We start from the raw sequence: 22,035 nt of genomic DNA, 5'->3' as shown, positions 1-22,035 counted from the left end.
ATAGTTAGGCGGACTCCGTCTCCGCCACCTTGCGCACGAGCGCCTTGCTCGCTGCGCCGAAGCGCGGCTGCCAAAGCTCGCAACCTATTGCAGGATCAGAACGGCCCTTTGCACCCGGCATTGCTGGCGAGCGACACTATCCCGAGCGAGGTCAGTTCGAACGAGTAACCTGCCGGAGCTGCGAGTGTGAGGCCGCTCGTCCCGTCAGCCGCAAAGCATGCGATCGGAACCTGGATCGTGCGCCAGTCCTTGCCCGAAGCAAGGTCGAAGCTCGAAGTCAGGTCGACGGCGTTTCCGGCGCCCACCGGTGCCAGCGTGACCGGGCCAGTCGGACGCGAGGTGACGTTGACCGTCATCATCAACGCGCCGCCCTTGGGTAGCAGTGCCTTGCCCCAACCGATCGAGAGGCTACCTTTGCCCGACCAGGCCAAGCGGCGCGCGTCTTCCTGCGCCTTGTGATCGAATGCGCTCACCTTGACATCGCCTGCCGGGCTGCTGCCGGTGAGATTGGTGAGCTGTGCGGTGCCGGCTGCATCGGTGGCAGAAGCGAAAATCCCTTCACCGAGCCTGCGGTCGAACAGCTTGAGACCCTTGTCGAAGCTACGGTCGAGCAACGCGCACGTCTCTTGTGGCGCTGCAGCCGGCTGCGGTGCAGCCGTGTAGCTCCCGCCCTGGCCTTCGCTGAACAGCAAGGGGCCATGCGGTGCACACCCTGCCGGCCAGGCAAACGACAGGCGCCCGGCGAAGTCGTAACGTGGCGCACCTGCCTTGTCGCCAACCAGCACGTCGGCCACGCCTTCGCCTTCGCTGCCCGGAAGCCACGCCGCGACGAATGCATCGGCCAAGTCCATTTCGCGCGCGACCCACATCGGCCGACCCGACAGGAATACGGCCACGGTCGGGACGCCTTCGGCCTTGAACTTGCGCAACAGGGCCAGGCCTTGCTTGCCGCGGAAAGCGAGATCCTCGCGGTCGCCGACGTATTCGGCGTAAGGCTCTTCACCGAACACGACCACCGCCAGGTCGGGCTTCGTGGTGTAGCTGCCGTCGGCCGAAAGCTGCGCGCTGCCGCCTTCGCTCTTCATGGCTTCGGAAATTCCGGCAAAGATCGAGGTCGACCCGGCAAAGTCGGCATTGGTCAGGGTGCCGCCGCCCTGCCACGAGATCGACCAGCCGCCTGCCTGCTGGGGCACGTTGTCAGCCGCAGTTCCCGCAACGAGGATGTTGGCGCTTCCCTTGATCGGCAGCACACCATCGTTCTTGAGCAGCACCAGCGACTTGCGCACCGCTTCGCGTGCGATTGCCCGGTGGGCGGGAGAGCCAAGCTGGTCCCACTTTCCGCCAAGTGCGCGCGCCGAGGGTTTGGGCTTGTCGAACGCGTGGTAGGCGAGCTTCATCATCAGCACCCGGCGCACCGCTTCATCGAGCCGCGCCTGTGGGATCGTGCCATCCTTCACCTCGCGCACGAGGCTGTTGTAGAGGCCCTTCCAGTCTTCGGGCACCATGTAGATATCGAGCCCCGCGAGCAGAGCTTGCGGACAGTCTGTGTTGGTGCATCCGGGAATCGTGGCATGACCGTTCCAATCGCCCACCACGACACCGGTAAAGTGCATCTGGTTACGCAGCAACCCGGTGAGCAGCGCCTTGTTCCCGTGCATTCGCACGCCATTAATCGACGAGAAACTCGCCATGACGCTCTCGACCCCGGCAGCGATTGCCGGTCGGTAAGGGGCCGCGTGGATCTTCTCGAGCGTGGCGAGATCGCCGCGCGTGTCGCCAGTGTCCTTGCCGCCGGTCCCGCCATCGCCAAAGAAGTGCTTCGCGGTAGCGAGCACGTGATGCTGGTCGAGAAATTCGGGCGATCCCTTCTTGCCCTGCAGGCCCTCGATCAATGCCGCGCCAAGTTCCCCCACCAGCTTGGGATCATCGCCATAGCTTTCGTAGGTCCTGCCCCAACGATCGTCGGTCACAACGGCAATCGTCGGCGCGAACGCCCAGTCCATCCCGGTCACCGCGACTTCGGCAGCGGTCGCCCGCCCAATCCGCCTGACCAAATCGGGATCGTGGGTTGCTCCAAGCCCGATGTTCTGTGGGAACACCGTCGCACCGGGAATGTTGCTGTTCCCGTGCACGGCATCGGTCGCCCACAGCAAGGGGATTACCGGCTCGTTGTCCGAGCGCGGCGCGGTCGAGGCTTCCCACATCTGGTCTGCAAGCTTCAACCATTCGGGTGCCGGAGCGAGGTCGTTGCCGCCCGGGCCCGAATTGCCGCCGTTGAGGATCGTGCCGAAACGATAAGCCTTCACGTCCTGCGGCGTGATCGACAGGATATCGGGCATCACCAGTTGCGCGACTTTGCTTTCCACCGACATGCGCGCGAGCAGCGCGTCGGCGCGCTGCTCGGCCGATTGCGGAGTCGAAGTCGCCGCCGCCTGAGCGATCGGCCCGTCGGCAGGCACTGTCGAGCCGGTTGTCGCGCACCCGGAAACGAGCAGCGCCAGCGCAGCAATCGAGCCTGCAATTTTCATCAATCCCTCTCCCATTCACGTTCTATGTGAACGTTCTCATAATTTCTTGGCATGGGCCCGCAGCAAAATCAAGCGTGGCTCTCATTCAGGCTGGGAAATCGAGAAAAGAAGCGCGGCAGAAAGGCTTGCCAACACCGCGAGCAGGACGAACAAGCTCGAAAACCCGAACGTCGGGACGAGCGCGAGCGTCAGCGCCGGCATGACAAGCGAAGGCACGGTATTGGTCAGGTTGAACAGGCCCAGATCGCGCCCGCGCCGCTTGGGTTGCGGGAGGATGCGCAGTGTCTGTGCAGTATGCAGCGCGAGGAAGATCGCGCTTGCAACTCCGAAAAGCAGGTAGCCGGCGATCGCGAGAGGCAGGGTACTGGCAAGCGCCATCGTCAGGAGTCCGGCGCTCGCCAGGCCAGCGCAAATTGCAAGCGCGAGAAAAGGGCGGCCAACGCGGTCCGACCAGCGTCCGACCAACAACGCGAGCGGTGCCGATACCAGCAGCGCAGTGCTGAAGATGGTCGCCGCGCGGTTGTCGGTCGTTCCCGGATCGATCGACCGGAACCACAGGTAAATGTAGGCAAACAGCGCCGCTTCGGAAACTTGCAGACTCAGCCGTGCAAGCCACATGCGGATGACAATCCAGCGCTCGGGAACCCCGACAAATTGGCGATCATCTTCGTCAAACGAATTTGGTCCCGCAACTGAAGGCATCGCTTCGACCAACGGCCTTATCGGAACCAGCAGGATCGGTACAACGCACACCGCTGCAAGGCAAGCGACGATCGCCAGCCGCTGGTCTCCACTTGCAAGGCCATTCAACGTCACCAACGCGCCCGACACTGCGCCGAGCGCGGGCGCAAATGCCAAGATCCCGCCAAGCACACCCTTGCGGCGATCGGGCACGCAATCCCCCGCCAAGGCACCGAGCGGGCCGAGCATCATGTTGAGGCCGGTTTGCCAGACCACGATCAACGCCAGCAGGCCCGGCAGGCTGTCGATCCGCGAGAATGTCATCAACGAAACGCATGACAATGCTAGGCCGGCCGCGATCCAGCCACGCCGATTGCGGGTTCGATCGCTCAAGTAGCCGAACGCGATATTGGCAAAGCTGGCGGTAATGGCACCGGTAAAGGTGATGTAGGCCAGCCAGCTGACCGCTCCGCCTTGGGGGGACAGCCGAACAACGATGACCGGGAGCAGGATCGTCAGGAACGGGGTGTAGGAAATCGCTCCACCGGCCCAGGCAAGGCCGTACAGGGCAATGAACCGCCCCAGCCGGCGGTCGCTGTCCGCCCGATCAACTGCCCCGTCAGGCGAGATCGGCGACCGAGCCACGTTCGACAAGGCTGCCGCTTACGACCACCGGTGTAGCAGGCAACTCCGCACTTTTTTGGGCCGCGATAATCAGATCGACCGCCCGCGAAGCGGTTTCAGCAATCGGCTGGTCGATCGCAGTGAGCGGCGGCTGGGTGAAGTGCACCAGCGGGGTGTTGTCGAAACTTATGATCGACAGGTCGCCCGGAATGTCCAGCCCGCGCTCGCGCGCAACTTCGAGCGTCGCGAGCGACATCTGGTCGTTCGATGCAATGATTGCAGTAGGTCTCTCGGCTCGATCGAGCAGTTGCCTGGCCGCAGCGAGACCGGATTGGTAGCTGAAGTCGCCCTGCGCCAGCAATCCTTCGGTTGCGAACCCCGCTTCGGCCATTACTGCGCGCCAGCCAGCCACGCGCCATTCGCTGAGCTGGTATTCAGGCGAACCGGCGATGAACCCGATCTGGCTGTGCCCGCGATCGACGAGGTAGCGGGCTGCCAGCCGCGCAGATCCCTCGTCGTCCATCGAAATCGCGATCCCGCAGTCGGTATCGTGTGAGCCGATCCGGACGAACGGGATGTTCTGCTTGGCCATGAATTCGACAATCCTGGGATTGTCGGAGTGTGGCGGCGTCAGGATCAAGCCATCGGGCTGCAGCGCCGCAATCGCGGTCGCCAGCTCCCGTTCGACGTGGTCGTCGTGGGTATCGACCAGTTCAAACAGCATGCGATAGCCGTGTTCGGCGCACTTGAGCATCCCGCCCAGCAACATCTGGTCGACCCAGTCTGCGCCTTGCCGTGCTGTCCAGTCGGCGATCGTGCGCTCACGATCGTTCACCGCCAGGATCAGGTACGAACGCGAACCGCTCATCCGCTGCGCGGCGATCGAAGGCACATATCCAAGCTTATCGATCGAGCGCTGGACGCGTTGCTTCATCTCGGGGCGAACGCTTGGCTCCTTGTTGATCACGCGACTGACAGTCTGCAACGACACCCCCGCATCGGCAGCCACGTGTTTGATCGTCACAGCTTGGCGGCGCCTGGCCATCCGCTAGATCCCCCCTTTGAAATCGCAATTAGCGTTTAAACCGAGCAATGCGCAATTGCCCGGGCGGGCCGGATGGGTCGGCACCACTTGAACCACCATCCGGCTTCTCACGCCGCCTGCGCCTCAGCTGCCGCGCAATAGCGCTGGATGTACGATTGGTGATCGGGCAGGCCTGCAACGGTCTTGGCGACGCCTTCGCGAATGCTGCGCAAGAATCGCTCCAGTTCCTCATCGCGCAACTTCGCAGCAACCGGGTGGTATGTCTGGGGCACGATCCCCTGCCCCATCATCACTTGCAACCAGCTGGTCTCGGCAAACAGCTCGTCGTTCTTGCGGAACACCCGCCCGGTCTCGCGGAACAACTCGATTTTCTGGGCGAGAGAGTCGGGGATGTCCATTGTCGCGCAGTGCCTCCAGAACGCGCTGTCGCGGCGCTCGGTCGCCTTGTAATGGAGGATCAGGAAATCCCTTATCTGCTCCATTTCAGTGAATTGCTGCTCGTTGAACTCGGCCACGTCGCGCGGGCTCACTTTTCCAGCCGGAAGCATCCGCATGAGCTTGAGCGCAGCGCGCTGGATCAAGTGAATGCTGGTCGATTCGAGTGGCTCCATGAATCCGCCCGACAGCCCGATCGCGACACAATTGCGCAGCCACTGATGGCGCCGGACCCCGGTGGTGTAGCGGATCACGTTGGGTTCGGTCAGCTTGTCGCCTTCGATCGAACCGAGCAGCCGCTCGAGTGCCGTGTCCTTGTCGAGGTAGCGGCTGCAATAGACGATACCATTGCCCTGCCGGTGTTGGAGCGGGATCCGCCATTGCCAGCCCGCATCGTGCGCAATCGCCCGGGTATAGGGCACCGGCGCGCGTACGCTCGAAGTCTGGATCGCGATCGCCGAATCGCACGGCAGGTAATGTGTCCAGTCGTCGAACCCGGCGTGCAGAGCCCCTTCGATAAGAAGCGCGCGGAAGCCGGTGCAGTCGACAAACAGGTCGCCTTCGATCCGCCGGTCTCCATCGAGAATAAGCGCGGCAATATCTCCGCTCTCCGAGTCGAGTTCGACGCGCCCGATGCGGCCCTCGATCCGGGTAGTGCCGGCTGCTTCCGCCTTCTTGCGCAGGTACTTGGCGTAAAGTGCCGAATCGAGCTGATAGGCGTAGTTCAATCGTTCGTCGGGCAAGTGCGCGAACTTGCCTGCCAGCGCCGCCTTGAGCTCGAGGCAATATTCTTCGAACGGCTGGTCATGGCCCTTGGTCAGCCCGTGCATCCAGAAATGCTGGAACCCGGCCGACCAGTGATCCTTGCCCACCGTCCCGAACGAGTGGAAGTATTTCTCGCCGACATCCTTCCAATTCTCGAACATGATGCCGAGCTTGAAGGTCGCCTGGCTCGCGCGCATGAAATCGGCTTCGGGAATGTCGAGCAGTCGGTTGAACAGGACCATCGGCGGGATTGTGCTTTCGCCAACGCCGATCGTGCCGATCGCATCGGATTCCACCAGCGTCAGGTCGATCACGTGACCCATCGTGTCGGCGAGCAGTGCGGCGGTCATCCAGCCAGCGGTCCCGCCACCGGCAATCACGATCCGCTGCTTGCCCGTCTTGGTCATAGTGTCCTTCTTCATCGCGAAAGCCCTCGCAGCAATTTGGCCCGGATCTGTCCAGCCGTCTCCGACGTCAGCGGCGCAAGAATGCCGCGCGCGCCCGCCGGAAGGTGGCTCATCACCTCGGGCGAATTGTGAAACACGTAATGATCGAAAATCGCTTCCCACTGGGCCTTGTCGGCTTCGGGCAGGTCCCTGATTGCCAGGATTGCGTGAAACAGCGCGTCTTCGGGCTTGCCGAGAAACCCCGGCACGTCACGCCACCAGTAATTGACCAGGATGTTGAACGGCGAAAGGCCCTCGACGTGATGCCACCAGAGCGAGGGCACGAACACCGCATCGCCCGGCTCGAGCTCGGCAATCTGCGCAGCGGCCAGCGCCGCGCGAGCGCGGGGGTATGCCTCGAAATCGGGATCGCGCAGGTCGACCATGCTGACCGGCCTGCCTGCCGGAGTGCTCTCGAGCGGTCCGGGATAGAGATTGGCCATCTGCTCGGGCGGGAACAGTGTGAACCGGCGCCGACCGACAGCGCACACCGCCACGTTATCGGGCACGTCGTTGTGCGCTGCAATCCGCGTGCGCGTGCCGATCCAGATGCTCTCGATCGGCTTGCGATCCCCCAAGGGGAGATTGTTGGCTTCGCGCAAACCATCGAAATAGTCGCCCATGTCGATCGACGAGAGATAGATTACCGGCGCGTCGGGCTTGTCCTCGTTCGCACCAATCCCATCGAGGATCGCGTCCAGCGGGCCTGTCGCCATCCGGAAGTTGATCTTCATCGCATGGTCGTAGAACAGCCGGTCGCCACCGCCGGGTTGGCCGATGTTGACCGGGAACTGCCGGTCTCGCCCGTGAGCGACAAGATAGTCCCGCGCCGCTGCACTGTTCTCAAGTCCCGCACGGACCAGCGGCCAATCCGCCGCCAGCCCTCGGATCACAAACGGTTCCCGCGCTCCCTTCAGCCGCGCGTCGAGCTCGCCCGGAGCGACTTGCTCCTCGGCGACTTTCGGCAGATCGGCCAGGAGGTTGGGAGAAATATCAGCCATTGACCCGCCGGTTCTTTCGCCGGACCAGTTTGCCAAGGTTGCCCAGCGATGCCATCGCCATGAACAAAGGTGCCAGATGACCGGCCGCGTGCAGTTCCGCCAGTGCGCCGGGTTCGAGCGATGCGACCTTGGCTTCATCGACCATGTGGTAGCCGACCAGGCGATGCTGCATCCCGTTTTCGAGCGTGACGTCCATCGAAAACGGCTCGAGCAGTTCGTAACGGTCGAGCGCGGCGAAAAACGCGGAGCTGGCGCGATAGCCCTGATCGAGCGCGCCAAGCATCTCGATGATCTGTTCGGCATAGGGGGTCGGCTGGCCAGCGTCATCGAACACGCGGACACCTTCGCCGGTGGCCGAGATACGCGGGCTGCCCATGTCGATATGCACTTGCACCGTGTCTGCGTCATCGGGTCCGCGCCCGACCAAAAAGGGCTGGATCGCCATCGCCAGTGGCTTGATGCTCGCATCCCATGCCCGCCCGTCAAGAAACAGGTTCTCGCCGTCCTCGAAACCGAACAGCGCAAGCGACGAGAAGGTATCGGACTGCAAATCGTGGCGAAACAGGATCGGGTACTCGCACGCCAGACGCCGGAACTCGGCGGGAACCGCAAGGCTCGCCATCACCGCATCGCCCATGTCGGTTCCGGCTTCGGTATTGATCCGCAGGCCGCCATGGTCTGCCGGATTGAGGATCTGGTGGTTGCTCATCGTCGTGCGTTGTCCTGTCATGTCGCCGCGCTGGCCAGCGAAGGTGCGGCGGAAGCCGCAAAGTAGGTTCGGTTCCCAGGCAGCACCGAGGCCAGCGACCGGGCCCGCTGAGCGACCTGCCGAAGCTGCTCGTCAGCCACTCCGAGCGCGCCAGCAGGTGCTACGCTGGCGGGAGCCGGGAAGCCCATGCCATAGAGTACGAACTGGTGGCTAGCGGCGGGGAACACTTCATCGACCTGGGGAAAGTCCCATGCCGAAGGCGGCTGGTCCCGCCATAGCTCGAGCAGTTTCGCCAAGCGCGGCGGGATCGTCGCCGGATCACGGTGTGCGGTCCAGTAGGGCTCGGTCCGCTCGCTGAGCACATAATGCAGCTTGAGGAAATCGACGATCCGCTCCCAGCGATATTGGAACAAGTCGTTGAACCGCTTGGCGTGAAACGCCAGTGACCCGCGCGTTGCCGGGAAGTTGGCGGCAAGTGCCCGCACCGACAGCTCAACCATGACGATCGCCGATGCTTCGAGCGGCTCGATGAATCCCGCCGACTGGCCAATCGCGACACAGTTGCCGATCCAGAAATGCTCGCGATAGCCGGTCGGGAATGCCAGATTGCGGACGGAAATGGTGTCCGGTTCGCTACCGGGCATGGCGCGGCCGATATATTCGCGTAGCACCCGCTCGGCCTCTTCGTCGCCCATGAACCGCGAACTGTAAACGCAGCCGATCCCGCGGCGTTGCGGCAAGGCAATATCCCACAGCCAACCGGCCTCATGGGCAGTGCCAACCGTCTGCGAGGCAATCGCGCTGTCGGGCGGGACCGGCACTTGCGCGGCAATCGCCCGGTCATTGAACGACACGTCGGAGCGATCGATCCACTCCGCGCCGAAGTGGCCACCAATCAGCAGCGCGGCCTGGCCCGTGCAGTCGATAAACAGGTCGCCGGCAAGTTCTTTGCCGCTCTTCAGCGAGAGCGAAGCAATCGTGCGGTCATCGCCGGGCTTCACCGCTGTGACGGTATCAGCGAAGCGGGAGATCCCGAGCCGCTTTGTCCCATGCCGGGCGAGGAGGCCCGCAAACTTCCCGGCATCGAGGTGGTAAGCGTAATTGAGCGCCCCGGTATAGTCGGGCATGGCGCGCTGGCGCGGCGCGAGGTCGCGCTCGCACGCGGCCAATTGCGGGGTCATCGCTTCAGCGAAAGACCGCCCTTCTGTCGCTTTGTTCCAAGCGCAAAGCAGGTCGGCCACGTCCACTGCGGGCGGCGCTGAGAAGGGATGATAGTAGCGGTCCGGCGGATCGCCGTTTACCCACCCGTCGAAGCGCGAACCCTGCTTGAACGACGCATCGCATTCGCGAAGGAATTCCGCTTCACCAATTCCGATCGCCGACAAGGTTTCTCGCATCGTCGGCCAGGTGCCCTCGCCCACACCGATCGTCGCGATGTCGGGCGATTCGACCAGCGTGATCGACAGATCGGGTCGAGCAGCCGCAAGGTAGCAGGCGGAAAGCCAGCCCGCGGTCCCCCCACCGACGACGACAACATTGGCGATTCGTCCGGACATGATCTTGCAAGCCTAAACAATCCCGGACCAACGAGATAGGGAGCCGCGCAATCGACCTGCACGGCTCCCCACCTTACGCTCCCGTCCGGAAGCGTGCCTCAGAACTTGAAGCGGACGCCTGCCGAGTAACGAGCGTAGCCTGGCTGCGCGAAGTAGACGTTCTGGTCGCTTCGCATATGCCCGCGCCGGTCGGCATTGGTTATGTTGATTCCATCGACAAACACCGACACACCGTTGCCGAAGTCGTAGCTCGCGCTGGCATCCCACTGGCCATAAGGTTGGATGTAAAAAGGATCTGAGCCGTAACCAGACAAGAATCCGTCACGCCAGTTATAAGCGATACGAGCTTGGAGGCCGTTCTTATCGTAGAATAGCACGGCGTTCGCGCTGTTACTGACACCAGTCACCGCGAACTGCGGGATTGTGTAGCGTAGCGCGTTGTCGTAGCTCGTATCGCTCTTAACGATCGTGTAATTCAGAAGTGCGCCGAAACCGGTATCCCAGAAGCTGTGCTGTACGGCAAACTCCCAACCCCAAAGACGCGCTGTCTGATCGCTGTTGATCTTTTCGGAAGTCAGGAAGTTGACCAACGGATCATCAGGCTGGCCCATAATCGCACCAGTCGTAGGATCCAAGGCATTCGGATAGTTCTGACTAATCCAGGCCCTAATGTCGGTGTAAGATGCGTTCTGGCCAAGCACTGCTCGTGCAGCGGCGACGCGCGGGCCTTGTGCCGGGTTAGTGAGGCCGTAGGCTGACTGGTTGTAGTTAATCGACGTGATGAAGTTGCTGACATTCTTGTTGAAGAAGCCGATCGACAGGTAGCTGGAGGGGCCATAATACCATTCTGCCGACAGATCGAGGTTCTTCGACAAGTAAGGAAGGAGGTTCGGATTGCCGACACCCGCAGTGCTACCATCGACGCGAATGGGCGATGCAAGTTCGAGACCACTCTGCATGCTTCCGTAATCAGGTCGGGTGATCGTATGGCTATACGATGCACGCAAAACCACATCGCTTGTCGGCTTGATATCGAGGTCGATCGCCGGTAGCCAATAATCGTACTTGCCACTCAGGAATTCAGAGCGGGTTTCGGTCGGGCTGTACCGTATCGAAATCTCGTTATCACCAGTCCACAAAGTCGCGATTGGCAACGGCTGAATAGTCGTCGCGTCGATGTCGGTCTTTTCATAGCGCAAGCCTAAGCGCAAATTAACGCCGACGGTGCCGACGTCAAACTTGTGTGTCGACTGGGCGTAGAACGCCGTCGTCTTCTCATCAATGTGCCGGTCGGTTGTATACTTAGCCAAGCAGCTGCCGGCGGCCTCGGCCGTTCCAGTAATCGGCGAGCTGCAGATGCCCAACTGGTTCTCGAGCAGATTGATCAAGCCAACCGTGTCGACTTGGAAATAATTAGGAATAATCGATGGATCGTTCGAACCCTCCATGCCCGAGAGATCTTTGGGCAAGTTGGTCATGGTGAAGAGGTTGTCGGGAGTATTAGCCGCCGAAAGAGTGCCTCCCCAAGTGTCGTTCTGAATCACCCCGTACGCTGAACGAACCGAATTGTCCGTGTAAGTTGCACCAAAATCGAGGCTTTCGATGAAATCCGAATCGAAATCATATCCTCCCCTGAAGGTCACTTCATCGATCCGGTCGCGCATATAGCCATTTCGGAACGCGTTACCTGCCGGTCTAATATTGCCGACATTGATTTCCGAGCCCGGATACATCGAAACGGAAATCACCGGCATCGCATGGGTGAAGTCGACCTTTTGATCTTCGATCCCGTAAATGGCGCTTCCGACAGCAATGTTGCTGCCATAGGGAGTTGTCGGCTTGCTCTCTGCAGTAGAATGATGTGCATCGAGTTCAAAGCGAAGACCGCTGTCCCCTTGCCATTTCAGGTTGCCGCCCAGTGACCGGTTGATGTTGCGGTTGGCCGCGACAGCACCAGTGATCGCGAGATCCTTGTTTTCACCGGCACCAAAATGTTCAGCGTAGAAGTTCGGTCCGGCGACTGGACCATCGGTCCATGAACTCGAAGTATTCACATGGTTGAACCACACACCAATGCTATTGGTACGTGCATCGAGAGTATACTGCGAGAACGTGTAATCGAAGGTCGCGGTCAGCGAATCCACTGGACGGAGCTGCAATACCGCCTGACCATTGATGCGCTCACGGCTGATGTTCGTAAAGTCATAGCCCGCATTCTGCGTGACCTGATAAATGTCGTTAGGTCCAGGACGATTGTCGATCTGATTGAGCAGGTTCGGGTTCACATAGAGCACGCGCCAGTCGTTCGCATCGACCGGCAGTGACCCCCAATTGTTCTCCGATCCGAGATAACCTTCGCGCCAGCCGGCACTGAAACCCGCTAGACTCGCTTTGCGCTTGGAATAGTTGCCGTCGACGAGGATGCCGACCTTGCCATCAGCAAAGGTGTCGCTGAAAATGCCAGAGAATTCAGGCGTCGGCTTGGTGCCGGAGAAGGTGTGGTCGACGGTCAGCTTGGCCGACAGGCTGCCGTGCATGCCTTCATTGTCGAGCGGGCGCGGAGTAATGATGTTGATCACCGAACCGATGCCACCGGTCGGGAGCGAAGCACGGCCGGACTTGTAAACTTCGACCGCAGCCACGCCTTCGGACGCAAGGTTGGCAAAGTCGAAGCTACGCGATGCCGGTGCCGAGCAACAATCGCCCAGGCTGGATGCAGGCATCTGACGCCCGTTAAGCAGTACGAGGTTGAATTCCGGCCCGAAGCCTCGCACGGTAACCTTTGAACCCTCACCGGACGACCGATCGATCGAGACGCCGGTGATGCGCTGGAGCGATTCGGCGAGGTTGGTATCGGGGAACTTGCCGATGTCTTCAGCGGAAATCGCATCGACCACGCCGACCGCGTCGCGCTTGATGTTCATCGATTCGCGCAAGCTGGCCCGGATACCCGAGACAACGATGACATCATCGACCGGCGTCGCAGTCGAATCCGACGCAGCCTTGCTGCTGTCGCTCGACTGATTGTTGCCCTGAGTCGATTGCGCCAGGGCCGGTTGTGCCACCGAACCAATCGCAAGAACCGACGCGCCGAGCATAAGCTTACCCAACGCGTTACTACGCAAAGCCCTCATTGAAATCCCTCCCTAAGACCCACGCTCTCGTGGCGCAGACTAACCTGAGTGAACGTTCCCTTAGATGAGAACGTTCACTTGGTCAAGGTGCATACCTATCCATCGCCTGTGGATGAAATATGCACAAACGCACGGCAAGGCGCACTGCTGGATGACAGATGCCGGCTCTCGATCGCGATTCGTTCGCACAGGCATCGCTGTGTGGAATCCGAGTGCCATCACATCGCGCTTGTCTCGCCAGCGCGAACGCTTACCGTGGCTGCGGTGTCGACAGATCCGCCCCGGCAGAGACCGGTCCTTGCACTGGTCGTCCGCCTTGGCGCGGCATTCACGCTCGCGATAATGCTGGTGCTGGTCAAACTCGCCAGCCAGAGCGGGATGCACCTTGCAGAAATCCTGTTCTGGCGGCAGCTGCCGACCGTCCCGATCGTCGCCGGATTTTTTCTCCTCAGGGGCCAGCCCCGACGCCTCGTGACGCACCGGCCGAAGGTCCATGCCAAGCGTGCGATCTACGGGCTGCTCGGCATGTTCCTCAACTTTGGTGCAGTTACGCTGCTGCCGCTGGCCGAAGCGACAACATTCAACTTCACTTCGGCGATCTGGGCAGTGATCCTGTCGGCAATGGTGCTGAAGGAGACGGTCGGCAGGTACCGCTGGGCAGCAGTGGCGCTCGGCTTTGCCGGAGTAGTCGTCATGACCCAGCCGGGGCATAGCCACGTTCCGCTGTTCGGCGCCGCCGTGGCGCTCGGTGCCGCGTTCATGATCGCGATGATCTCGATCCAGATCCGCGACCTCAGCCGCACCGACGAACCGATCATCATCGTGTTCTACTTCGCGTTGTTCACGCTGCCGGTCCTGGTGCTGTTCCTGCCGTTTGTCGGGCAATGGCACCACACGAGCTACCAGTGGTCGCTCCTTTTGGGCCTGGGCCTCTCTGGAATTCTCGGACAATTCCTGCTCACCTCGGCCCTGCGGCTTGGGGCCGTCTCGAGCGTGATCGTGATGGATTACTCGGGGCTGATTTGGGCCACGCTATTCGGCTGGCTGGTGTTCGCCAGCCTGCCGCCCGCGTCGACCTGGATCGGCGCGCCGCTGATCGTTGCCGCCGGGCTGATCATCGCATATCGCGAACACAAGCTGTCGATCGAACGCCAGGACACGGTTCCGCCCGGCGGGGTTTGACCCGGTTCGTCAGCCGTAGCGGCCGGTGATGTAGTCCTGCGTCTTGGGCTTCGCAGGGTTGGTGAAAATCCGCAGCGTATCGTCGAACTCGATCAGCTCACCCAAGTGGAAGAACGCCGTCTTGTCCGAAACGCGCGCAGCCTGCTGCATGTTGTGGGTGACGATCACGATCGTGAACTTGCCTCGCAGTTCGTGCAGCAGTTCCTCGATCCGGGCGGTCGAGATCGGGTCGAGCGCGGATGTCGGCTCGTCGAACAAGACCACATCGGGCTTCACTGCGATCGTGCGCGCGATGCACAGCCGCTGCTGCTGGCCGCCCGATAGCGACAGCGCGCTCTGGTCGAGCTTGTCGCTGACTTCGTCCCACAGAGCTGCCTGCTTCAGCGCATCCTCGATCCGGTCGTCGAGTTCGGACTTCGAGAGCTTCTGGTAATACGACAGTGCGAATCCGACGTTGGCGCGGATCGAGCTGGCGAACGGAGTCGGCTTCTGGAACACCATACCGACCCGGCGTCGCAGGTCGGCCATGTCGACCTTGCCGAGGATGTTTTGCCCATCGAGGATGATTTCCCCCTCGGCGCGCTGCTCGGGATAGAGCTCGTAAATCCGGTTGATTGTCCGCAGCAAGGTCGACTTGCCGCAGCCCGACGGGCCGATAATCGCGGTAACTGCCATTTCCGGGATCGGCAGGGTCACGCCGCGCAGCGCCTGGCTTTTGCCATAGAAGAAATCGAGACCGCGAATGTCGATCTTCGTTTCACGCAGAATCGGTTTCGGAGCGGAAGCGTCCTGCGCCGCATCCTTGCTTCGCGCGTCGAGGTTGATCATTTGAATGCTCTCCGGCGCGCGAACAGGCGAACGGTAATGTTGAGGGCTAGGACGAACACTGTGAGAATCAGTGCCCCCGCCCATGCCAGCGAATGCCAGCTATCGTAAGGGCTCATTGCATACTGGAATATGACAACCGGCAGGTTTGCCAACGGTCCGTTGAGATCCGAGCTCCAGAACTGGTTGTTGAGCGCTGTGAAGAGAAGCGGCGCGGTCTCGCCGCTGATTCGCGCCACTCCGAGCAGTATCCCGGTGACAATCCCGCTCATCGCCGCGCTGAACAGCACCTGCAGGCTGACTTTCCAGCGCGGCAGGCCGAGCGCAAACGCCGCTTCGCGCATCCGGTCGGGGATCAGGCGCAGCGCTTCGTCGCTGGTGCGCACGACCACTGGGACCAGGATCAGCGCCAGCGCCAGGCCACCGGCAAGACCGGAAAAATGCCGCATCGGGACCACGATCAGTTCGTAGATAAACAAGCCAAGCACGATCGAGGGGGCGCTCAGCAGGATGTCGTTCACGAAGCGCACCGCCGCCGCGAGCTTGGTGTTGCGTCCATGCTCGGCGAGGTAGGTGCCAGCGCACAACCCAATCGGAGTGCCAACCACGATCGCCACCACGATCATGACCGCACTGCCGTACAGCGCATTGAGCAAGCCGCCGTCTGCTCCCGGCGGCGGGGTCATCTCGGTGAACAGCTTCGGGCCGATCGCCTCGACGCCGTTCGAAAATGTCGTCCACAGGATCCAGAACAGGAAAACCAGGCCGAACACGGTCGCAAGCGCCGCGCCGACGAACGCAATCCGATCGGCGAGTTGCCTGCGGAAAAGAACCCAGTTCACGTCAGTTGGTCCTACCCATGGTGCGTTCGACACGCGCCAGCATCAACTTGGCGAGGCTCAGCACGATGAAGGTCACGATAAACAGCAGGAAGGCAAGTGCAACCAGCGAGCTGCGGTAGAGCTCGGTATCGGCCTCGGTGAATTCGTTGGCGATCGCCGCTGCGATCGAATTGCTGGGCATGAGCAGAGATGCGGACAAGTCATGCGCGTTGCCGAGCACGAAGGTCACCGCCATCGTCTCTCCCAATGCGCGCCCGAGCCCGAGGAAGATCGCCCCGACGATTGCCGAACGGGTATACGGCAAGGTCACATTCCACAGCCGCTCCCACCGCGTCGCACCCAGCGCCACCGCCGATTCGATCAGCGTGGGTGGCACCGCGTTGAACACATCGCGCGCGACCGATGCGATGAACGGGATGACCATGATCCCCAGTACGATCCCGGCGGTCAGCATCCCGATGCCGATAGGCGGACCGGTGAACAGCGGGCCTACGACAGGCAAAACACCGAGGTGATCGTTGATCCATGGCTCGACATGGCTGGCCATGAACGGCGCAAACATGAACAGGCCCCACATGCCGTAGATAATGCTGGGCACAGCTGCGAGCAGCTCGATGGCAACCGCGATCGGCTGGCGCGCCCACACCGGGGCAATCTCGGTCAGGAACAAAGCAATGCCGATACTGATCGGAACGGCGATAATCAGCGCGATCGCCGATGTGACGAGAGTGCCGTAGATCGCGACCAGAGCCCCGAACTGTCCGTTGGGCACATCCCAACTGGTACTGGTGATGAAGCCGAATCCGAAGGTCTTGAAAGCAAGCGCCCCGCCCGAAGCCATCGAATAGGCGACCGCCAGCAGGATCAGCAGCACGAGCCACGCAGCGCCACCGGTGACCCAATGAAACAGCCGTTCGGCCAGGCCGCTGTGCGACCTGGCCGACGAAACTTCAGCAATTTGCGAACGGGAGGAAACGGTTTCCCCCCGGCCGTTGTCCCCGGCTCGCTCGTCGAGCGAGACCGGGGAACCAGGTTCTGATGTCACTTGATGTTCGCTTGCATGTAGTCTTCGATCTGCTTCACCAGTGTGGCGGGAAGCGGGACATAGTCAAGCTTGTCGGCCTGCGGCTGACCATTTTCGAGCGACCACTTGAAGAACTTCAGTGCAGCATCGCTGGCAGCCTGGTTCTTCGGTTCGCGCGGCATCAGCACGAAAGTCGACGCGGTGATCGGGTACGCCTGATCGCCCGGCGCATTGGTCATCACCAGGTAGAAGTCCTTGGTTTTGGTCCAATCGGCGCTGGCAGCGGCCGCCTTGAAGCTGTCGGCGCTCGGCGCGACATAGTTGCCGGCTGCGTTCTGCACATAGGCCCAGGCCATGTTGTTCTGCAGGACGTAGGCGTATTCGACATAACCGATCGAGTTCTTGATCTGGTTGACGTAAGCAGCAACGCCCTCGTTGCCCTTCCCGCCGACGCCGCCGTTCCAGTTGACCGACTTGTCGGCACCCGGACCGGCCTTCCACGCAGGGCTGACCTGGCTCAGGTAATAGGTGAAGTTGAAGGTCGTGCCCGAACCGTCCGAACGGTGGACTGCGGTGATCTTGGCGTCGGGCAGCTTGAGGCCCGGGTTGAGCTTCACGATCGCCGGATCGTCCCACTTCGAAACCTTGCCGAGGTAGATGTCGGCGAGCAGCGGACCGGTCAGCTTGAGCTTGCCCTTGTCGATCCCGTCAATGTTCACCACCGCAACAACGCCGCCGACGATGACCGGGAACTGCGCGAGACCCGACTCGGCCAGCTCCTTGGGATCGAGCGGCTTGTCGGTCGCGCCGAAGTCCACCGTGCCGGCCTTGATCTGGCTGATGCCGCCACCCGAGCCGATCGACTGGTAGTTGATCTTGGTGCCGGTTTCCTTCGAATAGTCAGCCGACCAGGCCGACAGCACCGGATAGACGAAGGTCGAACCCGCGCCGGTAATCTGGGTGGCCGCACCGGCGTCGCCGCCCGCTGCTTCACCCGTCGTCTTGCCCTGGCAGCCGGCCAGCAGGAATGCACCAGCCACTGCACCGATCATGAATTTGTTCACGCGTATACTCCTTGGGAATCCCCATGACTCGCCCCATTGCGATCGGGGCGCTTCAACAGGGTTTCTGTGACCGTTTCGTGACAAATTCGGCAAGCGTCCCGGGAATCTATCCACAGCGCCCGGTCGGCTGCCGCAACAAGGCTTGCATGATGCATAGAGGAAAGCCCCGGCCAGCAGCGCTGACCGGAGCTTTCTTGCTGACGCCTGAATCAGTTGGCCGAAGCCGACCCTTTCCCCTTCGCCACCAATGCACCGCTGCCGTTCGCGGCGAGACTCTTCGCCGGGATCGTCTGTGTGCCCTTGCGGCCCTCGACGACCACCTGCTGCACCTGGCCCTGGTTGTTCGCCACGACCTGGCGCACCTTGCCGAGCTTCTGGCCGCTGGGGGACATCACCGGCATTCCGGGGGCGACGGAGAATGCCCCCGTGCCCGCCGCTGCTGCGCTCCCAGCTGCCGCGAGCGGAACCGCAAAAGCGTTGTCCGCGCCGTTGCCGGAGCTCGCCGAATTCGCCGAACCGGTACTTGCGCCATTGCCCGAACCGCTGCCCGCAGCGCGCGCCATCCCGGCAGCCGAGCCGGCGGTTCCCAACACGGTCCCGGTTGCACCGTTGGCCTTGCCGGCCGCACGCGACGCCAGGCTGCGCGCCGACCCGGCGGTGCTGCTGGCCATGCCGCCGACTGCGTCGGTGCCGATCAGGCTGGCGTTGGCATTACCCTTGCCGGAGGCATTGCCGGAACCGTTCGCGCTGGTGCCCATCGGTACGATCGGCGAGTTGAGCAGGCTGTCGGTCGACGCTCCGCCCGACGCATTGGCGCTGCGGCTCGCCGAAGCACTGCCCTTTCGGGCGTTGACGTGCTGGCTGCCGTGCGTCGCTGCGCGACCCTGTACGGCATTGCCGATGGTGCCGGTGATCGGATCGGTGGTCTGGCCGATCGACCCGGCTCCGCCGAGCGTCCCGCCGACGACTCCGCCGAGTCCGCCGGCGCCACCCAGCAACTGGGCATGTGCGGGGATGGCCACGAATGCGAGTGCCGAAGCGGCGATGAGAAGCTTGTTCATGTCTGGTCCTTTCCTTCATGGTTCAGCAGGTCGGGTCTGCCGTCCTGCTCAAGGAAAGAACGAGTGGCGCGCCGCGCTTAATCCATGCGACCGGTAAAAATTTTCAGCGCGCGCAATTGCCGCACACGAGACCGCGGCCATAGGTCTTGTCCGGACCGCGCGGACCGAGATCGAGTGCTTCGCGATCGAGGATCGGACGCCATTTTGCGGTCGCACCGAGAGCGGCAGCGATCCGGGCAGCGACCAATGGGGTGGCAAACGAAGTGCCGCGTACCTTGCCCCAAAGGCCGCGGGCATCGGGCGCGCGAATTCCCGCTCCCGGCGCGACGTAGTCGAGATGGAGCGCGCGGCCCGCTTCGATCAGTCCGCGATCATGCCGGTCGACTGCGCTCACCGCGACTACGCCGGGATAAGATGCCGGATAGGCTGGCGGTGCCGCCGGACCGTCGTTGCCGACCGCAGCGACGACCGCCACGCCGTTGCGCTGCACTGCACCTATTGCGCGTTCGAACACCGGATTGCGCGGCCCGACAAGACTGATCGAGATAACCTTGCTGCCCGTCTGCACCAGCCAGCCAAGCCCGCGCGCAATCGCGAGCGCGCTTCCGCCTGCAGGGTCGGTGCCGTATACATCTGCAACGCGGATGGTGGCGACGCCTTGCCCCGCGAGCAGACCGGCCACTTCGCTGCCATGATCGCTGGGCGTGCCGCCGCCGCTTGCGAATCCGCGGACCGCCGCGACCTTTATTGCAGCGCCCGGAGCGCCGTCGATCATCCCGACCGGTGTATCGATAGTTGGCGAATTTGGCGCACCCTTGCCGTTGCCGGCAATCGATCTTCCCGCCTGGGCATAGAGCACGTCCGCGCTCACGCTCGCGTCAGGCAGCAGCTGCTTTAGCGCACGTTCGGCGTCAGCAAGTTCCATGCCGCCTGGCACGGAAAGTCGGGTGACCTCGAGGTCAAGACCCGCGATCTGCTCGTGGCCGATCACGGCAAAGCCTGCTCCAGCTGCAGCGGCCAGCGAAGCGCTGTCGGCACCCATCGCCAACAGCACCCCCTTGCGGGCCGGGTTGCCGGAAGCATCGAGAGCGATCGCATCGGGGTGCGCGCGGACAAGATCGGTGATGCGGGAGAGGCGCGCGCGTTCGAGTTTACGGGCGATTCGTCCTGTCACAAGGTCTGCTTCGCCAACCACCCCTTCGACTTGGCCAGTCACTTGGCCGACCGTATCGCCCACGTTGGGCAGCGGCACGCCGGGCAGCACGACCTGTGCGCTTGCCGGGGCAGCCAGCGACAGGGCTCCGGCCAAAATGACGGTTGCAAACAAACGCATGGTTGGTCCCTATCGGAAAAATCGTATTAAGCGTGGATGAAACGGGTGGCGGCATCCGTTTAATCCACGGAAGGCAAGGACCCTGAGCAAATCCTTCGAAGACGGTGTGCTGGCCCTGCTGCCTCGATTGCGACGCTTCGCGATCGGGCTTGCGGGCAATCCCGCCGACGGGGACGATCTTTGCCAGATGACGATCGAGCGTGCGCTGACCAACCGCGACAAGTGGCAGGAAGGCACCCGGCTCGACAGCTGGATGTACCGGATCATGCGCAACATTCGCATCGATGAAGCCCGCGCGAGCAGCCGACGGAGCGAGACTTTTGTCTCCGAGGAAGCAGGCCTGGCAATTGGCGCTGACGGCGGACAGGAGGCCACCGTCGAACTATCGAACGTCGATCGTGCGCTGGCTCAATTGCCGCCCGAGCAGCGCGAGGCAGTACTGCTGGTGATGGTCGAAGGCTACGCCTATCGCGAAGCGGCGGAAATCGTCGATTGCCCGGTTGGCACGCTCAATTCGCGGCTGGTGCGCGGCCGCGATGCCCTGCTGGCGATCCTCGAAGGAGAGGCCCGATGAAACCGACGCCGGAAGAACTGGCCGCATTCGCCGACGGCGAGCTGACGGGTGCGCGCGAATCGGAAGTCGCAGCGATGGTCGCCGCCGATCCTGACCTTGAACGCGAGGTCGAACGCCACCGCCGGTTGCGCGAGCAGCTGGGCGCCCATTTTGCGCCGATCGTCGACCAGCCGGTGCCAGACCGACTGGTGAGGGCGGTAAAGGGCGATGCAATGCCGCCAGCCGCCGAAGTGGTCGATTTCGCCGCAGCACGCACGCGCCGCGAGGCGCAGCACCGGATCCCGCGCTGGACCTATCTCGTTGCCCCGGCAGCGGCGGCAGCGCTCGCACTGGCGATTTTCGTTCCGCGCGGCGGCGGACCGGCGAGCGGTTATGCCGATACCCGGCTGGCCACCGCGCTCGACACACAGCTGGTGGCCGACCAACCCGCAGACGCACCGACGAAGATACTGCTCAGCTTCGAGGACAAAGGCGGGCAGTATTGCCGGGTGTTCCGTTCGACTGGGCAAAGCGGGATCGCTTGCCGGAGCCCCGGCGGTTGGCGGCTGGTCGATACTGCGTCAGGCTCGGTATCGCCGGGCACGCAGTTCGCGCAGGCGGGCGAAGCCGACGCCAAGCTGCTCGCCCGGGCCCAGGAAATGGCGAAGGGACCAGCGCTCGACGCGGAAGAAGAGCAGGCCGCGAGAGCAGACGGCTGGCAGGTCGACTGATCAACCTTCGGTGACCGCACAAACGAACGGAGCCGGAAATATCCGGCTCCGTCATTGTTTCGTGAGTGGTGGCAGTTCGGCGCCTCTAGCCGAGATTTGCAGGATCGCTGCGATACCCCTTCCGGGCCATCTTGGTAATGTACCACATGCGCTGCTTCTGCAGGCGGGTGTTGTATTCGTCCCAGGCGTGCCGGCGATCCTTGATGTCGTCGGCGCGGCCAAGGTCGCTCACCAGGTCCTTGCGCGCGGCGACAACCTTGACGCGGTAGTGGAACCAGTACTTGTTCTCGATGCCCGCGATCGGCTTGGCGAAGATCATCTTCTCTTCCTGTTGGGCCACTTGCTGTTCGTACATCTGCGGGACCGCAGCGCTGGCGACATGGGCGGTAGCTAGCGCCAGGGCGGCGGCGGCAATGGATAGTTTCATCGGTCGGAATCCCTTCTGCTGTCGTGCATCAAAAGCGATGCTCTGCGAAGGAAACGGCTCGTCGTCGCA

General features: G+C 62.3%; 18 protein-coding genes. 3 read left to right on the top strand and 15 right to left on the bottom strand.

Going from position 1 to position 22,035, the window contains the following annotated elements:
- Positions 1–95 precede the first annotated feature (95 nt).
- The 8 genes from CJO11_RS10550 to CJO11_RS10515 all read right to left on the bottom strand — a co-directional run bounded on the left by CJO11_RS10550 (position 96) and on the right by CJO11_RS10515 (position 12,924).
- On the bottom strand, positions 96–2,528 hold the full coding sequence (locus CJO11_RS10550; protein ID WP_240504464.1) for a glycoside hydrolase family 3 protein: 2,433 nt from the start codon (positions 2,526–2,528) through the stop codon (positions 96–98).
- A gap of 81 nt (positions 2,529–2,609) precedes the next feature.
- Positions 2,610–3,854, bottom strand: coding sequence for an MFS transporter (locus tag CJO11_RS10545; protein ID WP_338064662.1), 1,245 nt, complete (start codon positions 3,852–3,854; stop codon positions 2,610–2,612).
- On the bottom strand, positions 3,829–4,878 hold the full coding sequence (locus CJO11_RS10540; RefSeq protein ID WP_095012675.1) for a LacI family DNA-binding transcriptional regulator: 1,050 nt from the start codon (positions 4,876–4,878) through the stop codon (positions 3,829–3,831). Before CJO11_RS10540 ends, CJO11_RS10545 begins: the two co-directional genes overlap by 26 nt.
- Before the next feature lie 107 nt (positions 4,879–4,985).
- Positions 4,986–6,500, bottom strand: coding sequence for a tryptophan halogenase family protein (locus CJO11_RS10535; protein ID WP_240504457.1), 1,515 nt, complete (start codon positions 6,498–6,500; stop codon positions 4,986–4,988).
- Positions 6,497–7,525 (bottom strand): cupin-like domain-containing protein, encoded by a 1,029-nt coding sequence (locus CJO11_RS10530; protein WP_095012674.1) that lies wholly within the window; start codon positions 7,523–7,525, stop codon positions 6,497–6,499. The genes CJO11_RS10535 and CJO11_RS10530 overlap by 4 nt, the downstream gene beginning before the upstream one ends.
- The gene (locus CJO11_RS10525) at positions 7,518–8,255 is read right to left on the bottom strand and encodes a SapC family protein (protein WP_240504455.1); all 738 of its coding nucleotides are present in this window, start codon (positions 8,253–8,255) and stop codon (positions 7,518–7,520) included. The genes CJO11_RS10530 and CJO11_RS10525 overlap by 8 nt, the downstream gene beginning before the upstream one ends.
- Complete coding sequence (locus CJO11_RS10520) at positions 8,252–9,790, bottom strand: tryptophan halogenase family protein (RefSeq protein ID WP_095012673.1); 1,539 nt, start codon at positions 9,788–9,790, stop codon at positions 8,252–8,254. The genes CJO11_RS10525 and CJO11_RS10520 overlap by 4 nt, the downstream gene beginning before the upstream one ends.
- 98 nt (positions 9,791–9,888) lie before the next feature.
- On the bottom strand, positions 9,889–12,924 hold the full coding sequence (locus CJO11_RS10515; protein ID WP_095012672.1) for a TonB-dependent receptor: 3,036 nt from the start codon (positions 12,922–12,924) through the stop codon (positions 9,889–9,891).
- A gap of 264 nt (positions 12,925–13,188) precedes the next feature.
- Here CJO11_RS10515 and CJO11_RS10510 point away from each other — a divergent pair, with 264 nt between their 5' ends.
- Positions 13,189–14,106 (top strand): DMT family transporter, encoded by a 918-nt coding sequence (locus tag CJO11_RS10510; RefSeq protein WP_240504453.1) that lies wholly within the window; start codon positions 13,189–13,191, stop codon positions 14,104–14,106.
- 9 nt (positions 14,107–14,115) lie between these two features.
- Here the strand turns inward: CJO11_RS10510 and pstB are convergent, their stop codons facing one another.
- From pstB to CJO11_RS10480, 6 genes are all read right to left on the bottom strand, one after another.
- Entirely contained in the window at positions 14,116–14,934 is an 819-nt protein-coding gene (gene pstB / locus CJO11_RS10505) for a phosphate ABC transporter ATP-binding protein PstB (RefSeq protein WP_095012671.1), read from the bottom strand.
- Positions 14,931–15,773, bottom strand: a complete 843-nt coding sequence (gene pstA, locus CJO11_RS10500) for a phosphate ABC transporter permease PstA (RefSeq protein WP_095012670.1) — start codon at positions 15,771–15,773, stop codon at positions 14,931–14,933. Before pstA ends, pstB begins: the two co-directional genes overlap by 4 nt.
- 1 nt (position 15,774) lies before the next feature.
- Positions 15,775–16,818 (bottom strand): phosphate ABC transporter permease subunit PstC, encoded by a 1,044-nt coding sequence (pstC, locus tag CJO11_RS10495; RefSeq protein WP_205651064.1) that lies wholly within the window; start codon positions 16,816–16,818, stop codon positions 15,775–15,777.
- Positions 16,815–17,861: a phosphate ABC transporter substrate-binding protein PstS gene (gene pstS / locus CJO11_RS10490; protein ID WP_205651063.1), complete on the bottom strand. Its 1,047-nt coding sequence runs from the start codon at positions 17,859–17,861 to the stop codon at positions 16,815–16,817. The genes pstC and pstS overlap by 4 nt, the downstream gene beginning before the upstream one ends.
- 209 nt (positions 17,862–18,070) lie before the next feature.
- Positions 18,071–18,922 carry a hypothetical protein gene (locus CJO11_RS10485; protein WP_095012669.1) on the bottom strand — a complete coding sequence of 284 codons (852 nt, stop codon included), beginning with the start codon at positions 18,920–18,922 and terminating at the stop codon, positions 18,071–18,073.
- A 103-nt stretch (positions 18,923–19,025) separates the two neighbouring features.
- A complete protein-coding gene (locus CJO11_RS10480) occupies positions 19,026–20,255 on the bottom strand; it encodes a S8 family serine peptidase (RefSeq protein WP_095012668.1) in 1,230 nt (409 codons plus the stop codon).
- A gap of 127 nt (positions 20,256–20,382) precedes the next feature.
- On the opposite strand from CJO11_RS10480, the gene CJO11_RS10475 reads away from it, so the two are divergent.
- Positions 20,383–20,829, top strand: coding sequence for an RNA polymerase sigma factor (locus CJO11_RS10475; RefSeq protein WP_338064638.1), 447 nt, complete (start codon positions 20,383–20,385; stop codon positions 20,827–20,829).
- Entirely contained in the window at positions 20,826–21,539 is a 714-nt protein-coding gene (locus CJO11_RS10470; protein WP_095012666.1) for an anti-sigma factor family protein, read from the top strand. Before CJO11_RS10475 ends, CJO11_RS10470 begins: the two co-directional genes overlap by 4 nt.
- A gap of 85 nt (positions 21,540–21,624) precedes the next feature.
- Here the strand turns inward: CJO11_RS10470 and CJO11_RS10465 are convergent, their stop codons facing one another.
- The gene (locus tag CJO11_RS10465) at positions 21,625–21,966 is read right to left on the bottom strand and encodes a hypothetical protein (RefSeq protein ID WP_095012665.1); all 342 of its coding nucleotides are present in this window, start codon (positions 21,964–21,966) and stop codon (positions 21,625–21,627) included.
- Positions 21,967–22,035: the final 69 nt, after the last annotated feature.

The sequence above is a fragment of the Tsuneonella mangrovi genome, assembly GCF_002269345.1.
GTDB lineage: Bacteria > Pseudomonadota > Alphaproteobacteria > Sphingomonadales > Sphingomonadaceae > Tsuneonella > Tsuneonella mangrovi.
Note: the sequence above shows the minus strand (reverse complement) of the source record. Positions and strands in the feature narration are given on the sequence as shown.

What these genes read in the sequence shown, in the direction of transcription:
- CJO11_RS10550 (WP_240504464.1), bottom strand. Translation starts at nt 2,528, where the DNA reads ATGAAAATTGCAGGCTCGATTGCTGCGCTGGCGCTGCTCGTTTCCGGG.
- CJO11_RS10540 (WP_095012675.1), bottom strand. Translation starts at nt 4,878, where the DNA reads ATGGCCAGGCGCCGCCAAGCTGTGACGATCAAACACGTGGCTGCCGAT.
- CJO11_RS10535 (WP_240504457.1), bottom strand. Translation starts at nt 6,500, where the DNA reads ATGAAGAAGGACACTATGACCAAGACGGGCAAGCAGCGGATCGTGATT.
- CJO11_RS10530 (WP_095012674.1), bottom strand. Translation starts at nt 7,525, where the DNA reads ATGGCTGATATTTCTCCCAACCTCCTGGCCGATCTGCCGAAAGTCGCC.
- CJO11_RS10525 (WP_240504455.1), bottom strand. Translation starts at nt 8,255, where the DNA reads ATGACAGGACAACGCACGACGATGAGCAACCACCAGATCCTCAATCCG.
- CJO11_RS10520 (WP_095012673.1), bottom strand. Translation starts at nt 9,790, where the DNA reads ATGTCCGGACGAATCGCCAATGTTGTCGTCGTCGGTGGGGGGACCGCG.
- CJO11_RS10515 (WP_095012672.1), bottom strand. Translation starts at nt 12,924, where the DNA reads ATGAGGGCTTTGCGTAGTAACGCGTTGGGTAAGCTTATGCTCGGCGCG.
- pstB (WP_095012671.1), bottom strand. Translation starts at nt 14,934, where the DNA reads ATGATCAACCTCGACGCGCGAAGCAAGGATGCGGCGCAGGACGCTTCC.
- CJO11_RS10485 (WP_095012669.1), bottom strand. Translation starts at nt 18,922, where the DNA reads ATGAACAAGCTTCTCATCGCCGCTTCGGCACTCGCATTCGTGGCCATC.
- CJO11_RS10480 (WP_095012668.1), bottom strand. Translation starts at nt 20,255, where the DNA reads ATGCGTTTGTTTGCAACCGTCATTTTGGCCGGAGCCCTGTCGCTGGCT.
- CJO11_RS10470 (WP_095012666.1), top strand. Translation starts at nt 20,826, where the DNA reads ATGAAACCGACGCCGGAAGAACTGGCCGCATTCGCCGACGGCGAGCTG.
- CJO11_RS10465 (WP_095012665.1), bottom strand. Translation starts at nt 21,966, where the DNA reads ATGAAACTATCCATTGCCGCCGCCGCCCTGGCGCTAGCTACCGCCCAT.